Origin of the sequence: uncultured Microscilla sp. (assembly GCF_947493425.1) — a bacterium.
GTDB lineage: Bacteria > Bacteroidota > Bacteroidia > Cytophagales > Microscillaceae > Microscilla.
The window spans coordinates 1-18,524 of sequence record NZ_CANLRP010000168.1; the positions used below are offsets into that span (position 1 = coordinate 1).

At 41.6% G+C, this 18,524-nt stretch carries 16 protein-coding genes and 1 tRNA gene; 6 read left to right on the plus strand and 11 right to left on the minus strand.

Annotation, left to right across the window (positions count from 1 at the left end):
- Positions 1–27: 27 nt before the first annotated feature.
- The 10 genes from Q0954_RS27395 to Q0954_RS27440 all read right to left on the minus strand — a co-directional run bounded on the left by Q0954_RS27395 (position 28) and on the right by Q0954_RS27440 (position 9,364).
- A complete protein-coding gene (locus Q0954_RS27395) occupies positions 28–261 on the minus strand; it encodes a hypothetical protein (RefSeq protein ID WP_299462816.1) in 234 nt (77 codons plus the stop codon).
- A gap of 230 nt (positions 262–491) precedes the next feature.
- Positions 492–565, minus strand: a tRNA-Pro gene (locus Q0954_RS27400).
- A 170-nt stretch (positions 566–735) separates the two neighbouring features.
- A complete protein-coding gene (locus tag Q0954_RS27405; RefSeq protein WP_299462819.1) occupies positions 736–2,955 on the minus strand; it encodes a M1 family metallopeptidase in 2,220 nt (739 codons plus the stop codon).
- A gap of 101 nt (positions 2,956–3,056) precedes the next feature.
- Positions 3,057–3,722, minus strand: coding sequence for a HupE/UreJ family protein (locus Q0954_RS27410; RefSeq protein WP_299462822.1), 666 nt, complete (start codon positions 3,720–3,722; stop codon positions 3,057–3,059).
- An 84-nt stretch (positions 3,723–3,806) separates the two neighbouring features.
- Complete coding sequence (locus Q0954_RS27415; RefSeq protein ID WP_299462825.1) at positions 3,807–4,067, minus strand: hypothetical protein; 261 nt, start codon at positions 4,065–4,067, stop codon at positions 3,807–3,809.
- Positions 4,068–4,786: 719 nt separating this feature from the next.
- Complete coding sequence (locus Q0954_RS27420; protein WP_299462828.1) at positions 4,787–5,314, minus strand: hypothetical protein; 528 nt, start codon at positions 5,312–5,314, stop codon at positions 4,787–4,789.
- A 249-nt stretch (positions 5,315–5,563) separates the two neighbouring features.
- The gene (gene pstB / locus Q0954_RS27425; protein WP_299462855.1) at positions 5,564–6,319 is read right to left on the minus strand and encodes a phosphate ABC transporter ATP-binding protein PstB; all 756 of its coding nucleotides are present in this window, start codon (positions 6,317–6,319) and stop codon (positions 5,564–5,566) included.
- 64 nt (positions 6,320–6,383) lie between these two features.
- Entirely contained in the window at positions 6,384–7,241 is an 858-nt protein-coding gene (pstA, locus tag Q0954_RS27430; protein WP_299462830.1) for a phosphate ABC transporter permease PstA, read from the minus strand.
- Positions 7,242–7,322: 81 nt separating this feature from the next.
- Positions 7,323–8,516 (minus strand): phosphate ABC transporter permease subunit PstC, encoded by a 1,194-nt coding sequence (gene pstC / locus Q0954_RS27435; protein ID WP_299462833.1) that lies wholly within the window; start codon positions 8,514–8,516, stop codon positions 7,323–7,325.
- A 14-nt stretch (positions 8,517–8,530) separates the two neighbouring features.
- The gene (locus Q0954_RS27440; RefSeq protein ID WP_299462836.1) at positions 8,531–9,364 is read right to left on the minus strand and encodes a PstS family phosphate ABC transporter substrate-binding protein; all 834 of its coding nucleotides are present in this window, start codon (positions 9,362–9,364) and stop codon (positions 8,531–8,533) included.
- A gap of 177 nt (positions 9,365–9,541) precedes the next feature.
- Here Q0954_RS27440 and Q0954_RS27445 point away from each other — a divergent pair, with 177 nt between their 5' ends.
- From Q0954_RS27445 to Q0954_RS27455, 3 genes are all read left to right on the plus strand, one after another.
- Positions 9,542–10,798: an NADH-quinone oxidoreductase subunit D gene (locus Q0954_RS27445; RefSeq protein ID WP_299462839.1), complete on the plus strand. Its 1,257-nt coding sequence runs from the start codon at positions 9,542–9,544 to the stop codon at positions 10,796–10,798.
- A 141-nt stretch (positions 10,799–10,939) separates the two neighbouring features.
- Positions 10,940–11,650 (plus strand): Crp/Fnr family transcriptional regulator, encoded by a 711-nt coding sequence (locus tag Q0954_RS27450; protein ID WP_299462841.1) that lies wholly within the window; start codon positions 10,940–10,942, stop codon positions 11,648–11,650.
- A gap of 130 nt (positions 11,651–11,780) precedes the next feature.
- Positions 11,781–12,461, plus strand: coding sequence for a Crp/Fnr family transcriptional regulator (locus Q0954_RS27455; RefSeq protein WP_299462844.1), 681 nt, complete (start codon positions 11,781–11,783; stop codon positions 12,459–12,461).
- Here the strand turns inward: Q0954_RS27455 and Q0954_RS27460 are convergent.
- Entirely contained in the window at positions 12,416–13,201 is a 786-nt protein-coding gene (locus Q0954_RS27460) for a hypothetical protein (RefSeq protein WP_299462847.1), read from the minus strand. The two genes, Q0954_RS27455 and Q0954_RS27460, sit on opposite strands and share 46 nt — an antisense overlap.
- A 599-nt stretch (positions 13,202–13,800) precedes the next feature.
- Between Q0954_RS27460 and Q0954_RS27465 the strand changes: the two genes are divergently transcribed.
- From Q0954_RS27465 to Q0954_RS27475, 3 genes are all read left to right on the plus strand, one after another.
- Positions 13,801–14,379, plus strand: coding sequence for a hypothetical protein (locus Q0954_RS27465; RefSeq protein WP_299462849.1), 579 nt, complete (start codon positions 13,801–13,803; stop codon positions 14,377–14,379).
- A gap of 346 nt (positions 14,380–14,725) precedes the next feature.
- Positions 14,726–17,533 carry a DEAD/DEAH box helicase family protein gene (locus Q0954_RS27470; RefSeq protein WP_299462851.1) on the plus strand — a complete coding sequence of 936 codons (2,808 nt, stop codon included), beginning with the start codon at positions 14,726–14,728 and terminating at the stop codon, positions 17,531–17,533.
- Positions 17,534–17,722: 189 nt separating this feature from the next.
- On the plus strand, positions 17,723–18,115 hold the full coding sequence (locus Q0954_RS27475; protein WP_299462853.1) for a GxxExxY protein: 393 nt from the start codon (positions 17,723–17,725) through the stop codon (positions 18,113–18,115).
- The last annotated feature ends 409 nt before the right edge of the window (positions 18,116–18,524 follow it).

Below are 18,524 nucleotides of genomic sequence, written 5' to 3' on the forward strand. Positions count from 1 at the left end.
ATTTTATATTGGAATGAGCGAGGACTTTCAGTCCGCTAGTAAAACCCCTGTACTTTCAGTGCAGGGTGGTTTAGTTTGGGTTATATCTTGTAAGGTTCGTTCCAATACTTGAACAGCAAGATCAACAAGATTATATATATCTTCATTTTCTCCATCACCAATAGCTGTCATTCTTTTTTGTTCAATGAAGTTTAGGTAATCATCAAAGATGTTCTCTCTTTTTTTAGATAATAAGTCTGTTGTTGTATTTTGTTGAGACATGAATTTAGGATTTAGATATTAGAATTACATGCTATTATTCTCAATCTACGAGGTTAGTGGCGTATGAGCAAAAAAACTAACTTAATTAACCTTGCAAACTAGGTAAAGAAATTTATATGGAATTAATATTATGGGGGGCATTGCGTGTGTATAGATATTGAGGGAATACTCCAAAACCAAAAAAACCTCTTACAAACTATATTTGTAAGAGGTTTTTAGTATTTAAAGAGTCGGGATAGCAGGATTTGAACCTGCGGCCCCTTGCACCCCATGCAAGTACGCTACCGGACTGCGCCATATCCCGTGATTGCTTAAAAGCGGATGCAAATATACATACGATTTTTTGAATGTTGCAAATCATTGCTCAAAAAAATGAAAAAAACCAGACAGATATTATTACCTGCCTGGTTTTTTCATTTATCAAAAGTCTAGTACTTTCACTTGAAGCCTGTAGCTTTTACCTTGCGGCTTAAATTATTTATTCGATCCCGATTTTTTCTCTTTTAACTCCTTAAACTTAGACTCCTTCTTAGCCCTTGGAAAAGCGTTGTTTTTAGTGTCAATATCGGCAGTCATTTCGTTAGGGTCTAGCTCAAACGATTTTACTGGCTTGTCAAAGATTAACCCCTTGTATACTTGATTGGGGCTTTTTCGGAATATTTCAGCTGGTACTTTCACCAGTTGCTTGCTGCCATCTACAAAGTTTGCCTGAATAAACAAAGGCATAATATTACCCCCAATATTTTTTACTTTTACTGAATAGTAATATTTACCTGGTTTCAGCATCGCCACTTCTTTGTCAGTCAGGCGTAAGCCAAATCTCTTGCTTAGGCGCTCTCGTAAACCATCAAATTTCTTATTGGCAAAAGCCTCGTGTTTTAAACCTCCTGCTGGAGCCTCTGCTGCTTTACCCGATTTAGAGAAAGTAAATGCCTTTACATCGTCAATACTCATGTCTACCGGAAGCGTAGAGTAAAACCATCCTCGCCAGAACCAATCCAGGTCAACCCCTGAGGCATCTTCCATTGTACGGAAAAAATCGGCAGGTTTGGGGTGTTTAAAGTACCAACGCTGAGAGTAAGTCTTGAAAGCATGATCAAACAACTCTTTACCCATCACTACCTCACGCAAAATGTTCAATGCAGTAGCAGGTTTGCCATACGCATTGTTGCCAAACTGTGGAATAGACTCAGAGTTGGTCATAATAGGAACAATCTTGGTGGGGTCGGTACGCATGTAACGTACAATGTTTTTGGCAGGTCCGCGGCGGTGTGGGTAAGTTTTTGGGTAATCGGCTTTAGCCCAGCTCTGCAATGGAATTTCTTTTTCAGAAAGGAATTGCAAAAACGAATTCAAACCCTCATCCATCCAGGTCCACTGTCTTTCATCTGAGTTTACAATCATCGGGAAATAGTTGTGTCCTACTTCATGAATAATTACCGAGATCATAGCTTTGCGGGTACGGGCTGGTACAGTACCATCGGCACGAGGGCGCCCACCGTTGAAACAAATCATTGGGTACTCCATGCCAAATATAGGCCCATGTACCGACACCGCTACTGGGTAAGGGTAGTTAAAGGTATACTTAGAGTAAGTTCTGAGGGTGTGTGCCACCACTTGCGTAGAATATTTACCCCATAATGGATTACCTTCTTTTGGGTAATAAGACATTGCCCATATATCGTTATTGCCTACTTTTACCTTCATCGCATCCCATATAAACTTACGAGAGCTTGCCCAGGCAAAGTCACGCACATTTTTAGCCTTGAACACCCAGGTTTTGGTACCACTGGCTTTGGTTTTTTCTTTGGCTTCTACCTCTTTTTGGTCTACAATCAGCACCGGGCTTGTGGCAGAAGCAGCCTTCTTTAAACGGTTCAATTGGTCAGAAGTCAGCACCTTTTTGGCATTTTGTAACTCACCAGTTGCCCCCACAATATGGTCGGCAGGAGCTGTAATAGCTACCTCATAATCGCCAAATGTAAGCGCAAACTCACCATTGCCCAAAAACTGTTTGTGTTGCCACCCGTTTACGTCGTCGTATACACACATACGAGGAAACCATTGTGCTATTTCATACAAGTAATTGCCATCTTTGGGAAAATACTCATACCCACTGCGAGAATTGGTTTTTTTTGCATCTACAATCTTATGCGCCCACTCTATAGAAAAAGTCACGTTTCCTCCTTTAGCCTTAAGGGGCTGGGGCAAATCAATGCGCATCATTGTTTTGTTAATGACGTACTTCATTGGTTTACCACTTTTATCTTTTACACTTTTGATCTTGCAGCCCCATTCAGAAGTTTGCCCCACAACAAGGTTGATCATTCCAAAGTTTGGTCCATCGGTGAGTCGGGTGTTGCGAGTTTCAAAAGCATCAGACCCTGCCTTAAAACGGTTTTGGTCTACCTGCACCCACAAATATTTAAGATTGTCGGGCGAGTAGTTATAATAAGTAATGGTTTCGGCACCTGTGAGGGTATGGGTCTTTTCATCCAAAGCCACCTTAATTTTATAATCAGCTTTTTGTTGCCAGTATTCGTGCCCTGGCGCCCCCGAACCTGTGCGGTAGTTGTTAGGGGTGGGCAATAGTTGTTCTAACTGCGCAAATTTCGAACTTACATAAGGCTTGTCGTGTTGCGCCATTGCAGTAATCGAAAAGAGGCTTAAAAATAAACACAGAAATCTTTTCATGATGTTATAAGGTTTTAAAATTGAAATTTTGCATCGAACTCAAGGTCAGATTTACTATTTGTTTTACCACAAATAGTATTACTTTTCTAATAGTACAAAAATTAAGCTGCTCCTGCTAATCGCTGAAATATCAAAAACAAAGAAATGCCTAAAGCTGCACCCGAAAGCAACATGTTCCAATCGTGTTCTTTTTTTTGAAGTTGGCGAGTAAAAAGAAAGGATAGTAACAAAATTAATAAAACTATTACAATTTGACCTATCTCAAGTCCAATATTGAAAGCCAGCAACTTAAAAATAAGATCGCCAATGCCCCCTGAAATAGATTTAAACTGCCTGGCAAAGCCCAAACCGTGAATGAGCCCAAAGCAAAAAGCAATGCCATACCTGATCAAAGCCTCCTGTGTAGAGGGCTGAGGAGTTGTTCTAGGTAGTTTTTGCCCAAGGTTTACAATGGCAGTTACCAAAATACTAAATGCAATCAGTATTTCTACAGTAGTAGTGTTGCTGGTGACATAGCCCAAGCCTGATATTGCCAGAGTAAGGGAGTGCCCCAGGGTAAAAGCTGTCACTAAAATTAAGATTTTACGCCAATCTTTGAGTTGGTAAATAGCCATCAAAGCTACCACAAATATGATGTGATCCTGGGCATCGAGTGCTATAATATGCTCAAAACCGAGGTCAAAGTACATTTTAAATTGAGACCACATGATAAAATTAAAAGTATAAAGGTTGGTAATACAATGCAGGCAAATATCAGATATAGTCATTGGAATAACAAAATAGTTGGGAGCTTCTACCACCTCAAGTTTTAGTGATTAGCTTGAGACTGTTTGTCAAACCTGTAATTGATTTTATAGTTCATAAACCTCATTTAGCATGTTCCATATATCTATATGATGTTTGTTGTTATACCTTAAAGCTTCCATGTTAACTAGCATGTACAAGCTATGTCGTGGGACTTCAATATGTTGAAAGTCAATGGGTTTAAAAAAGGTTTGCATGACAAGCCTGTAAATACGGAACCTTTGGGTTGTATCAGTATCTTCTTGAGGTTTTGCTGCACCAATAAAGGCAAAGGATGCATCTTCTCTATTATGGTATAAATTTACCATTATTTCTACACAGGTTTTTATGATTCTTGTTGCCTCTGTGCCAGAATAACTCTCGGTAATTAAGTTATACTTATCTTTGCTATGTGTAGCTTTTTTTGGGTAAATTTGAAACCGTACACTTTTTTATAGCAGATAAGTCTTGACTTTTTTGATAGTTTTACAGCATAAAAATAGCTGCTAATCTGCTAAGTTGTAGAATAAAACCTGGTTTCGTTTCCCTCAGGCATCCGTTCATTTTTTTCTTTAGCTAAAAAAACGAACCAAAAAAAGCCACCGCTGTAGTTTGTCTAGCTAAAATTTGTTCCATTACGCCGAAACAGCTCAAACATTCCCTCGTTCCTCGGTCAGTGATCTGTTTTTACGGCTTCATTGCTCAAATTTCTTAACGCCCACAAACTAAGGCGGAAAGTAAAGACGCTGTTTTTCAAGCACTTTTGAGACTGATAAAATTAAACTCTACAAAAGTATTAGTAGTGAAAAATTAGTGTACGGTTTTGAATGGGTAAAACTTAATAACAAAAGTATCTAATTTAAATTCTTCAACTTCAACAATAAACTCATCTTTTTTGAGATCTTTAAATTTGAAAAGGTGGGTTTGAATGAGTGGGGATAAACCTTGACTGTGGTTTTTTTTAGTGCCTAGGCGGATAGTAGGGTAAAACTTTTCAAACATATACCAAACTTTGGTTCTTGTTGGTAAATTAAATGCAAACAAAGGCTTACCGGTAGTTGTAAGCCTTGTTACGCGAGTTCCATAAATCTTCTTCTGTGAGGATAACCATTCCTGATGGTATACTTTGTCTATCAACAACTGAATCAAGAAGTAAAAATTGATCCTTAATATCTTGGTTAGTGTCTTGAATAAGATTACTTATATCCAATAAATTTTCTACAAAATGTTGAAAAGATTGAGGGAATGCATCGAACTCTCCTGTATTCTTTAAGTTATTCACATCGTGTTCAATACCTTTAAGTTTGTTGATGGTATTATCGTAATAGTGACAAAAATATCGAGCAAGATGATAGTTTTTCTTGTTTACTTTAATAGGATTATTTTTACCAAAAACAAGGTGAATATTTTTTTGATGCACCTTCTTTGAAGCAATAATAACTAAATTACCAAAAAAAAATAAAACTCGTGAAGTTATTGAGAGGCTTGTTTTTGTTATGGCATTATTTGCGAAGTTTGCAAGCTTTTGCAAACTATCATTGCCCCTTAAATGAATTGGTATATTTGTAGCCTGCATAATATTTATAAGACTTTTAATAGAAAACAAAGTTATTGTTTTTAATAACGAATAACAATAAATACATGGTGCATTTTAAAAGTAATTATTAGCTTTTAATTGAATTGGTTTTTATTAAGACTTATACTTATTGTTTTTGTAATGCAAGTTTGTTTGCACAAATTGTTCTAGGTAACAATATAGGCAAAGGATGCAAGAAATATTGGTAAAATGCTGCTTTTTGAATGTGGGTAAAGACCAGCAACCAACTCAACCAAACTTTCCCCGGATATAATTTTGGGTTTTTTCGGAAGCAGGACTCTCGAAAATTTTGGGGGTTTCATCGTACTCTTCCAGGTCGCCCAAGTAGAAAAAAGCCGTTTTGTCGCTTACCCGGCGGGCTTGTTGCATATTGTGAGTCACAATGATGATCGTAAAGCGTTCTTTGAGCTCCATAATCAAATCCTCGATTTGCGAGGCCGAAATAGGATCCAGGGCTGAAGTAGGCTCATCCATCAAAATAATGTCAGGTTGAATGGCAATAGTGCGGGCAATGCACAAACGTTGTTGTTGCCCCCCGGAAAGACCCAGGGCCGATTTTTTCAAGTGATCCTTTACTTCGTTCCAAAGGGCCGCCTGTTGAAGCGATTTTTCGACTCTTTCTTTGATGTTTTCCGTCATACCATTGACGCGTAACCCATAGGCTACATTCTCAAAAATAGACTTTGGAAAAGGCGTAGGTTTTTGAAATACCATGCCTACATTTTTTCGTAGCTCGTTGATGTCCAGTTTTTTGTCATAAATATTTTGACCATCAATCAAGACTTCCCCTTTTACTTTAGCTCCCTCTATCAAATCGTTCATCCGGTTGAGCACCCGCAAGTAAGTAGATTTTCCGCAGCCCGAAGGGCCTATCAAGGCGGTTACCGTGTGTGCATCTATTTGGGTATTGATGTTTTTAAGTGCCTGAAAATCGCCGTAAAAAAAATCAAGATTACGGGTAATAATCTTTGCCTCAGAAGTCATGTTTTTTGCGGTTTCGTCAAGGCTTAGGTTCTGATCAGAGAGTGAGTTTTGTGAGCTCATATTGTTAAACTTTAATTTTTTTATTGAGTCTTTTTCTATACCAATTAGCCAGCAGGTTGAGACCAAAAACCAACATTAACAATGTAAGTGCGGTGCCGTCGGCATAAGGACGGGCCTTTTCAATGTCGGTACCACTCGTAGAAATTACATATAAATGATAAGGCAATGCCATTGTTTCATCATAAATAGAGGTGGGCATTTTGGGGAGAAAATAAGCCGCCACCGTAAAAAGGATGGCGGCAGTTTCGCCAGCTACCCTCCCAATTGCCAAAATAACCCCGGTTACAATGTTGGGCAAAGCCGCTGGGAGAATAACCCGCCAAATGGTTTGCCACTTGCTGGCTCCCAAGGCATAGCTGGCCAGTCGGTAGTCATCTGGAATAAACTTGAGGGACTCTTCGGTGGTGCGGATAATGATAGGTAAGATTAAAACTCCCAAGGTTAAACACCCCGACAAAATGCTTACCCCAAAGCCCAGGCCGTTCACAAAAAAAGCCATGCCAAACAAACCAAAAACAATGGAAGGAATGCCTGCCAGATTATTTGTCATGAGCCTGACAAATTTTTTGAACCAGTTTTGATGGGCATATTCATTCATAAAAATACCCGCCAAAATACCCATGGGGAAAGCCACAAGGCCGCTTCCCACAATCAAAATGAGGGTTCCCATAATGGCCGGAAAGATACCTCCCTCGGTCATGCCGTTTTCTGGCACTCCCGTAAAAAATCCCCAACTCAACACGCTGATTCCATTGAAAAAAATATAGAAAAAGACACCTATTGAAATAGCACTTACCAGCACCGTAATAACCATAAAAGTGGTAAATACTATTGTTTGTTTCTGTTGTTTGCTTTGTGACATTGCCAAATATCTTCATGAATAATCTTTATTTTTATACTTGGAACGGCATGATTAACCGAAACCTACTTTCAGGGTTTTTATTTACTTCTGGGTTTTTTTGGCCACAATCCATTCGGCCAGCAAATTGAACCAAAAGGTTAAAATAAAGAGCACACAAGCCAGCATAAAAAGCGCCCGGTAATGAATGCCCCCCTGAGCTGTTTCGCCCAGTTCGGCGGCTACAGTAGAGGTAATTACCCGCACCGAATCTAAAAACGAAGAAGGCATCTGGGCTGCATTACCAGTGACCATCAACACGGCCATTGTTTCGCCTACGGTACGCCCCACTCCCAAGATAGCCGCTGACACAATCCCTGAAAGGGCATAGGGAACAATTACTTTGAAAATGGTTTGTAAGTGGTTGGCTCCCAGAGCAAAACTAGCTTCTTTGAGTTCACGGGGCACCGAACGAATGGCATCTTCTGAAATGGTAATAATGGTGGGCAACGAAATAATGCCCAAAATAATACTTCCGGCCAGGGCGGTTTCTCCCATATCCAGGGCAAAAGTTTTTTGGATAAAAGGAACAATCACCACCAGCCCAAAAAAACCATAAATCACCGAGGGAATTCCTGCCAGCAGTTCTATAAAAGGGTTAATAATGTTTCTTACTTTCTTGTTGGCAATTTCTACCAAATAAATGGCGGCAATAATTGCAGTAGGAATTGCGAACAGCAAGGCCCCAAAACATACCAGCAAGGTGCCCGCAATAATGGGCAACACCCCAAAACTATGGATGGGTTCTGAGGTGGGACGCCACTCTTTGCCCCCAAAAAAAGCCCCAATGCTCATATGCTCGGTAGGAATGGGGACAAACTTGTTGGGCATAAATTTTTTAGGCATCACCACCACCAGGTTTTCCTTGTTTTGGGCATAGGTAGTTACCAAGCCTTTTAGTTTGCTAAATGCTTCTCCCAAGTCCTGGCCTTTCAGGTGTTTTTCTATGTCTTCCGAACTAAAAGTTTCAATGGATTGGTCTTTACCCCCAAAGGTTTTCCAGTTTTTTTCTTTTTTTGAAAAAATAGCCTTTAACTGGTCAATGCTGAGCTGGCGTACTGGGTTTTGGGGGTGCACTGCCACCGTGTAGGTTTTTTGCATGGGTGCCTGCCGAAATAACCCCAGCCCCTCCCGAAATAAAAAAAACACAATGAGGAGCACCACAATGGTAGTAGCGGTGCCACTGGCATAAATGACAGCTTCAATAATTTTTTCAAATATCTTTTTACGAGTCATCATACAATAGTTAGAAGTTAGCGATTGGGTATGTAACCAATGTCTTTGATTAGTTTTTGTCCAGTGGGCGAATACAGGTATTGCATAAAAGCCCCCACCTTAGTAGTTTGGCTTTGGTCGTAGTAATAAAACAAGGGGCGGGAAATGGGATATTTTTTTTGTTTGGCGTTCTCAAAAGTAGGCATTACAAAGCTTTTGCCATGGTCGAAAGAAACCGCCAATGCTTTGGTTTTAGACGAGATATAAGCCAGGCCTATGTAACCAATGCTGCCTTTAGTTTGGCTCACCGACTGAATAATGGCCCCGTTAGAGTTAAGTGATAAAACCGTATTGCCATATTCAGAGCCATTAAGTGCTTTCTTTTTGAAATATTCATAAGTACCCGAACTTGTTTCGCGGGAGTAAGCCACAATATTGCCCGAGCCTCCGCCTACTTCCTGCCAGGTTTTTATGTTTCCGGTAAAAATACCTTCAATTTGTTCACGGGTAAGTTTTTTGACAGGGTTAGAGGGGTGCACCACCAAAGCCAAGGCATCATGCCCAATAATATCTTCTTTTATTTTTTTGTCAGCGGCCTGGATCTTAAGCTGCTCCGAGATTTTGATTTGCCGCGAGGTCATTGCAATGTGGGTAGTGCCATTGATCAGAGCAGCAATGCCTACACCACTCCCCCCACCGGTAACTGTGATGCTGACTTTTGGGTATTGTTGCATAAAAATTTCGGCCGCTTTTTGCGAAATGGGCAGCACCGAGTCGCTTCCTTTAATTTTGAGCGAGGTTTTTTTGCGGCTACAGGCCTCTGTTCCTGCTAAAAGTACAATTAAAAGAATTAATCGAACAATAAATTTCACAAGTATAGGCTGTTAGGTTAAAAAAAAATCAAGCTAAGCAAACTATGGGGTTTTGGCTGAAGGATATTGTAAAATTTGTGTTAATTTTATTGTATCAAAACTATAAATCAGCTTGTTGGTCTGGTCTTTTGACCTTACTTTAGCCTACACTTGTTTTTTAATACTTTGCTACCCAACATGAATAATATAGACACCCCCAACCCCGATTTACGCCAAAATCCACAAGAGGTACAATATATTTTTGAAGCAGATAACCTGCAAAAATCAGAACCAAACAAGTATACCCCTGCCGACCTTGGTTCAGAAGAAATGGTACTCAACCTGGGACCCCAACACCCTTCTACCCACGGTGTATTGCGCCTGGAGGTAATCACCAATGGAGAGTATGTTGTAGACGTGGTGCCTCACCTGGGCTACCTGCACCGTTGCTTTGAGAAACACGCCGAGGCATTGCCCTATAACCAAATTATTCCTTATGTAGATAGAATGGACTACATTGCTGCTATGAACTCAGAACACGCCTATGTAATGGGGGTAGAGAAGATGTTGGGCATCAGCGATAAAATCCCGAAAAGGGTAGAGTATATCAGAGTATTGGTAGCTGAGCTTAACCGTTTGGCGTCTCACTTTGTGGCCTTAGGTACTTATGGGGTAGACATTGGCTCGTTTACGGTGTTTATGTGGATGATGCGTGACCGTGAGCACATTTTGCGTTTGTTAGAATGGTTGAGCGGTGCCCGAATGTTGTACAACTATATTTGGGTAGGAGGGCTGTTTTATGATTTGCCTGTAGGCTTCGAAGAGCGTTGCGCAGAGTTTGTAAAATACCTGAAACCAAAAATTATAGAAACTCAGCAAATATTGGTAGAAAACAAGATTTTTGTACAAAGAACCGCTAAAGTAGGTGCTTTGCCTCTTGATTTGGCCATTAACTATGGGGTGTCGGGTCCTATGCTAAGGGCATCGGGCTTACAATATGACTTACGCAGGATAGATGGTTATTCGGTATACCCTGAGCTAGACTTCGACATACCAGTAGGCAAGGGCGAAATGGGTACCCAAGGCGATTGTTGGGACCGTACCTGGGTAAGGTTGCAAGAGTGTTTTGAATCGGCAAAAATCATAGAACAATGCATTACACGCCTTACCACCGACCTTAAACGTACCCGTGACTTTGACCCGCAGGCATTGGTACCCAAAAAAATACGCCCCAAGGCAAACGATTTTTATGTAAGAGCCGAAAACCCTAAAGGAGAGCTAGGCTACTATTTCAGGGCAGACGGCAGAAGCGACAAGCCTTTTCGCTGCAAAGCAAGGTCTTGCTGTTTTGTCAATTTATCTGTGTTGCCCGAAATATCGCGGGGTATGATGATTGCCGACCTGGTAGCTATTGTAGGCTCACTCGACATAGTATTAGGAGAAGTAGATAGATAAAATAACAAAGATTTCGTAATTTAGATGCATTAAGACAAATAAACTGCGCAAGGGCAGGTCAGCTTGGTATTACCTACTTTTGCGCAGTACATAAGAAAGACTAATTAAGACTAATAAGATAATATTTAAACGCAATTTTATATGAGTCACAACCCTAAAAACCCATCGTGTCAAACCTGTGGAATGCGTCATAAGGGTGTTTTTTCAAATTTAGACCGGGATAATCTCACAGAAATATCTTCACAAAAGAGTTGCAACCTTTATCGCAAAGGTGATGTAATCTTTCATGAAGGAAACTACCCTTTGGGGCTTTTTTCGATATACAGTGGCAAAGTAAAAGTTTTTAAAACCTCTGAAACAGGCAAAGATCATATCTTGCGGCTTGCTGGAGCTGGCGAACCTTTAGGATACCGTTCGTTGGTGTCGGGCGAAAAGTACGAAGTATCGGCTGCTGTGTTAGAAGATACCAGGGTGTGTTTTATACCCAAGGCGTTATTTTTAAATACGTTGCAGGGCAGTAGCAACCTCACGGGGCGGGTCATGGAGTTTTTGACTAAAGACCTAAAACTTGCCGAAAGTAAAATTGCTGACTTGGCTCAAAAAACTGTCAAAGAACGTGTGGCAGAAACTATTTTGATGCTGAAGCAATTTTATGGCATGGAAAACGATGACAAAACCATCAATGTAAGTTTATCACGCGAAGACCTAGCAAACCTGGTAGGTACCGCCACTGAAACCTTGATTCGGTCTCTATCAGAGTTTAAGAAAAACGAAATCATTGACCTGAAAGGAAAAAAGATAATCATATTAAATGCCAAGATTTTAGAGAAAATAGCCAATATTTTCGATTAAAAAATAGCCATTCTTCGGAATATTGTATTAAACATCATATTGATATATGATGTTTATCATTTTATGTGGCAGAGCAAAAGGTTACCTTTGACATAACTTACTCTTATTGTATATATCTTTCTGAACGAATATGTTGGATAAAGCACAAAATATACCGACAAATGCGTGTGACCACTGCGTATTTGCAAGCACAACCACCGAAAGCAAGGGCTCGTTTTCTGATAGTCGCAAGGAAATGATCATTCGTTCCAACGACTTTCTGTTTAAAGAAGGACAGTTGGCAATGGGGATTTTTTGCGTAGAAGCAGGCACTTTAATTACCCTAAAGCAAGCAGAAAGTAAAGCTACAGTGTTGAATGTAATAAAGCCAGGGCATATCTTAGGAACCAACGCTATTACCTCTGCCACTTATCAATACTCTGTAAAAGGGCTCACTGATGCTAAAGTATGTTTTATTCCTAAACCATTGGTAATAAAACTCATGAACGAACACTTGCCCTTTAAGCTTGCCATTATGAAAGCCCTTTGTCAAGAGATAGAAGCTACTCAGCAAAAGAGTTTATCGTTGATTTATAAATCAAGCAAACAACGCATTGCTACCCTATTGCTCGAAGTAGCAAGTACTATCAGGAGTCAATCGCGTGAAAAAGCAGCCATTTACTTTGTACCCGAAGAATTTGCCGGGTTGGCGGGCATTGCTGCCAAAAGCTTGATGAAAATATTGCATGAGTTTGAGCAAAAACAATGGGTACAATGCCAAAAAAATCAGCTCATGGTGTTGAACGCAAACGCGTTAGGTAAACTATTATGAGCGCTTGGCTGGCTAGAAAAAACTCCTTGACGGGTAACATGACTAAACGGCGGAATGATTTGAAAATCTCCAATGACTACATCATCGTCTACCCGTACAAAGTTACCCAACTTAGTATTAAACCCAAGACGAACCCTGTCGCCAAGTTGTACTCTGTGCCCTATTATACTACATTCTCCTACAGTGATTGATTTGCCCAGTGTACATTTTAAACCAATAGATGACTTAAATCTTACTTGTACATCTTGCCCTATTTGCGTGTCTAAACCCACACTGCAGTGTTGGTCAAATATAGTGTTTTTACCAATACTAATCCGTCCTACTTTTATAAATTGTTGATTTTCTGATACTTGATTGGTTCCTAGTAGTATGCCATCGCCAAGGTATACATTTTCGCCTATGTCCAACAGTGGAAGGTCACGCAACCAGGCATTGGGGTATATAGTAAAACGAGTATTGCCTTGGTAGCCAAAAGTGCGAAAGAAAAGGTGTTGCAGAGAAGCATCAGAAAAAATAACATTCAACCTGGCAGGGTCATACATGTAATGCCGCAAATACCGGGTATAGGTAACGCGGTATTGGTAAGTAACTCGGTTTGTATCCCTTTTAAACCTTCCTGTTTTGATACCAGCTACAGCTTGAGTAAAATCTGCGTTTGCCTGAAGAGCCAATAACTCCTCTTTGATTTGATTGCCTGAAACAAACATTGCTATAATAAATAAAGTGAATAATCTTTCCATAGCTCTATAGCTTATAGCCACTATAGGTTAACTGGAGCAACGTATCTAACCAAAGCAAAAAAAGTGGGGCTGTCTCATAACTCAAGTCTTGGCAAATTTCCTTAAAGGAAAAACGATTTTTAAAGTATTTTATACCTGACAGGTTTCCAAAACCTGTCAGGTATGATCAATCATTAAAATAATATTTTTCTGAAAATGATGGTTAACTGGAGCAACGTATCTAGCCAAAACAAAAAAAGTCAGACAATAACCAACAGCTATTGCCTGAGCTTATCCCTGTTTAATCAACCAAATCCATCACTAACCAATTGTGCATGAGTCTCCATGCACACTTCAAAAGTAGTGTGTTAAACGTAATGATGCAATAGGATGATCTATATGTTTACAATTTGCTTTATTGATGAAACCTGACCGTGTACAGGTTTCACTAAAAAGCTAATGTGTTGATGGGCAATAGTTTAGAGGTTTCATCGCAGAGATTATCCATTTTTTTGTAATGATTGATATGTTTCCTGTTTTTTATAAAAGAAGGCAGCGAAAAACTTCTCCCAATCCCGTCAGTTGTATATATTGATTGATTATTACCAAACTCCCAATTGATGCTCAGACTACTATACCTACTATATTTGACTTGTTGGCTTACCTTATCGGCAAATGCCCAAACTATTCGTAACCCTTCATTTGAGGGTATACCTGGCACTTCTACTGTACCTGTTCATTGGTTGCCTTGCCAGTTGGGGAGCACCCCAGATATACAGCCAGGCTATTGGTTGGTAACTTTGCCACCGTCTGATGGCAAATCGTACTTGAGTCTGGTATGTCGTTACGACAGTTGGGAGGCTTGTCAGCAGCAGCTTTCTCAGCCTTTGCTCATGGGGAAGTGCTACCAGTATACTATAGACTTGGCTTATTCGCCCAACTTTGCCGGAAGCTTCGGGGCAGTAGCCCAGCTCAGGGTGTGGGGAGGCACTAAAAGCTGTAAACAAAGCGAGTTGCTGTGGGAGTCGGGACCAGTAAAAAAGACGGTGTGGCAGCGGTACCTGCTAGAGCTTGCCCCCAAAGAAGCCAACTACCCCTTTATAATACTGGAAGTCTATTATGTAAAATCAACCCGTTATGAGGGCAACCTACTGCTCGACAACTTTAGGTTTAAACAAGAGGTGCCCTGTCAGTTTTAGTCATTGACCTGCAGTAGTACTCCAGACACTATGCCGTAAACGGGATAAAAAACCGTTTTTAGGTTTCAATCTTTGTACCGCATCGCGTGCTTGCAGAACGGGGCAACCATTTTAGCCATTAAGCGGAGCGACAACCATTAGAATAACCAGGTTTTGGTTAACCATGCCGTTCCAAGTATACATCATTTTTGTTTAATGTTTCACTCTTGAGAAGCCAATCGTAGGGTGGTTTAGCTCAGTGAATTAGAGGAAGCTTTGGGTAAAAAACTTTCCCCATGCTTTGTCTTCAAACTGTTTTTTACGAATTTGCTTGCTATACTATTCTGCGAACCCAATTGAAATTGCTATGGCAAACACCAATCAACATCCTGAACAAATTGCGCGTGATAAGATAGATCAACTACTAGAACAAGCAGGCTGGGCTGTGCAAGCCAAAAACAAGGTAAACCTCAACGCAAGCCAAGGCGTAGCAGTACGCGAATACCAAACCGACGTAGGACCTGCCGATTATGTGTTGTTTGTAAAACGCAAACCTGTAGGCATTATAGAAGCCAAACGCGAAGAAGAAGGGCACCACCTCACGATGGTAGAAGAACAGTCGACCCAATATGCCCACGCCAAACTAAAACACCTCAACCACGACCCTTTGCCCTTTGTATACGAAAGCACGGGCACGCTTACCCGCTTTACCAACTACCACGACCCCAAGCCCAGAGGCAGGCGAGTATTTGGATTTTATACCCCCCAAACCCTGGCCCAATGGCTGGAAGACTACCGCAAAACAGGCAAAACTTTGCGAGGCAATTTGCTCGATATGCCCGCACTCGATACTACAGGTTTGCGTCCAGCGCAAATAGTTGCCATCAATAATTTAGAAACTTCTTTTAAAGAAAATCGCCCCAAGGCATTGATCCAAATGGCTACAGGAGCGGGCAAAACTTTTACTGCCGCTACTTTTATCTACCGATTGCTCAAGCACGCCAATGCCCAAAGGGTGTTGTTTTTGGTAGATACTAAAAACCTGGGCGAACAAGCCGAGCAAGAGTTTATGAAGTTTCAGCCTAGAGACGACAACCGCAAGTTTACCGAGCTATACAATGTGCAACGCCTGAGCTCTAGCCACATAGCCCCCGACAACCAAGTGTATATTAGCACCATTCAACGGTTATATTCTATACTAAAGGGGCAAGAACTGGACGAAAGCGCCGAACTCGACCACCCCAACGAGTCTACTTGGCTGCAAAACCAACTACAAAACAAAGCCCCTATGCCTGTGGTGTACAATCCCAAGTTGCCCCTGGAGATGTTTGATTTTATAGTAGTTGACGAGTGCCACCGCTCTATTTATAACCTCTGGAAACAGGTGCTCGACTATTTCGACGCCTTTTTGGTGGGCTTGACTGCTACACCCGACAAACGCACCTTTGGTTTTTTTAACGAAAACGTAGTAAGCGAATATTCCTATGAAGAATCGGTGACTGACGGGGTAAACGTGCCTTATGATGTATATTTGATAGAAACCGAAATTTCGCAAAAGGGCGCTACTATAGAAGCAGGCTGGCAGGTAGACCGCCGCGACAAGCTTACTCGCCGCACCCGTTGGCAACAAGAAGACGAAGACACCATATATACCAAAAACAACCTCGACAAGAAGGTAGTAAACCCCAGCCAAATACGCCACATCATACGGGAATTTAAAAATGCGCTACAAAAAGACATATTCCCAAACCGCTACGATGACCAAGGCGAATACCAAGTGCCCAAAACCCTCATTTTTGCGAAAACCGACAGCCACGCCGACGATATAATAAAAATGGTGCGCGAAGAGTTTGGCGAAGGCAATGATTTTTGCAAAAAAGTGACCTACAAAGCTCAAGAAGACCCCAAGTCGGTGCTCAACCGCTTTCGCAACAACTACTATCCCCGCATAGCGGTAACTGTAGACATGATAGCTACCGGCACCGATGTAAAACCCCTAGAGGTGCTCTTGTTTATGCGCGATGTAAAAAGCCGCAACTATTTTGAACAGATGAAGGGGCGAGGCACTCGCACGGTGGGCGATGATGCCCTAAAGCAAGTATCGTCAGCGGCGCAGCACAAAACCCACTTTGTGATTGTAGATGCGGTGGGTGCCACCAAATCTAAGAAAACCGACAGCCGCCCCCTAGAGCGCAAACGGTCGGTGGCAACCAAAGACCTGCTAGGCGCAGTGGCTATGGGTGCCAGCGACGAAGACTTGTTTTTGTCGTTGGCAAACCGCCTCATCAGGCTCAACCGTCAACTCTCGCCTACCGAAGCCGAAGGCGTGCTAGAGCATTCGGGCGGCAAAAGCCTGCCACAAATGACCAAAGAGCTATTGGCGGCTTACGACCCTGACACCATAGACACTGCTGCCCAAGCGTTGATGCAAAGCCAGGGCTTGCCCAGCCTGGAGATGGCGCGCGAACAGGCGCAAGCGCAATTGATAGAAACTGCCGCCATTACTTTTAATGGAGAACTCAATGAATACCTCGAAAACGTGCGCCGCGAACACGAGCAAATCATTGACCACATCAACCTCGACCAAGTAACCAAAGCCGAGTGGGACACCAGCTCTACCGACCGTGCCCAAGCAATGGTGCAAGACTTTAGTCAATATATGGCAGACCACAAAGATGAGATCAAGGCATTGAGCATATACTATGACCAACCCCACCAACGCCGCCACGTTACCGAAAAAATGGTGAAGGAGGTATTAGCCGCGCTCAAAGCCGACAAACCCACCTTGGCTCCTTTGGCGGTGTGGGAAGCTTACACCGCTTTAGAAAAGGTGAAAGGGAGCCGCCCCGAAAAAGAACTCACGGCATTGGTGGCGTTGTTGCGCCGCATTACGGGGCTCGACTCGGTGCTTACGGCGTATGACAAAACCGTAGACCGCAACTTTCAGGATTGGGTATTTAAACGGCACTCGGGAGCCAGCCCCAAGTTTAATGACGAACAAATGCAATGGCTACGCATGCTCAAAAATCACGTTGCCACGAGTTTGTATGTAGACCTGGGTGACCTGGACTATAGCCCTTTTGACTCTAAAGGAGGCAGGCGCAAAATGGAAAAATTGTTTGGCAACGAAATACATGCCATTATTGAAGAATTAAACGAGGTGCTGGTAGCCTAAGTAAAACTACAAAAATAACCTAATCCACTGAATTTCGTCTCTGACCGTTGTACTTCTTCAAAAAATAGTTCCGTAGCTAAGGCTACGCAAAGATTTTTTTCATCGTCCAACAAACAGATACTGCCTTCTTTTGGATTACTTTATTTTTTCCATTTTACTAATGCTTACTTTTGATGACTATTTGACAAAATGAAACACAAAGAACTCACCCACAAAATCATAGGTTGTTGTATGAAGGTGCACTCTACACTGGGTGGTGGCTTTCAGGAGGTGATTTACCAACGGGCCCTCAAAATAGAAATGGCTAAACAAGGGCTTGCCTTTGAGCGCGAAATGAGTATGAACATTTATTACGATGGCGAACACATTGGCACGCGTCGGGTCGATTTTTTTGTGGAGGGCACCATTATGCTGGAGCTCAAAGCAGTGGCTCGTCTGGATAATAATCACCTTAATCAGGCTATGAATTATTGTCAGGCGTATAACTTACCCATTGGGCTATTGATCAATTTTGGAGGTAAACGCCTGGAGTACAATCGAGTATACAATATTCATCACCCGGACAATCAACAAAAGAAATAATAGGATGGGTAGGATGTGCAGATGAATAGGATGGTTGTGCTAAGAGCTCACATATACAAAACATAATAGGATGGGTAGGATGTACGGATGAATAGGATGGTTGTGCTAAGAGCTCACATATACAAAACATAATAGGATGGGTAGGATGTGCAGATGAATAGGATGGTTGTGCTAAGGGCTCACATATACAAAACATAATAGGATGAGTAGGATGTGCAGATGAATAGGATGGTTGTGCTAAGGGCTCCACATATACAAAACATAATAGGATGAGTAGGATGTGCAGATGAATAGGATATTTTATGCTAAGTAATCCTAAAAATCCGTGCATTCTACGCATCCTGGTAAAGACAGTTGAGTAGGATAATAGTACTAAGGGCACCACATATACAAAACATAATAGGATGGG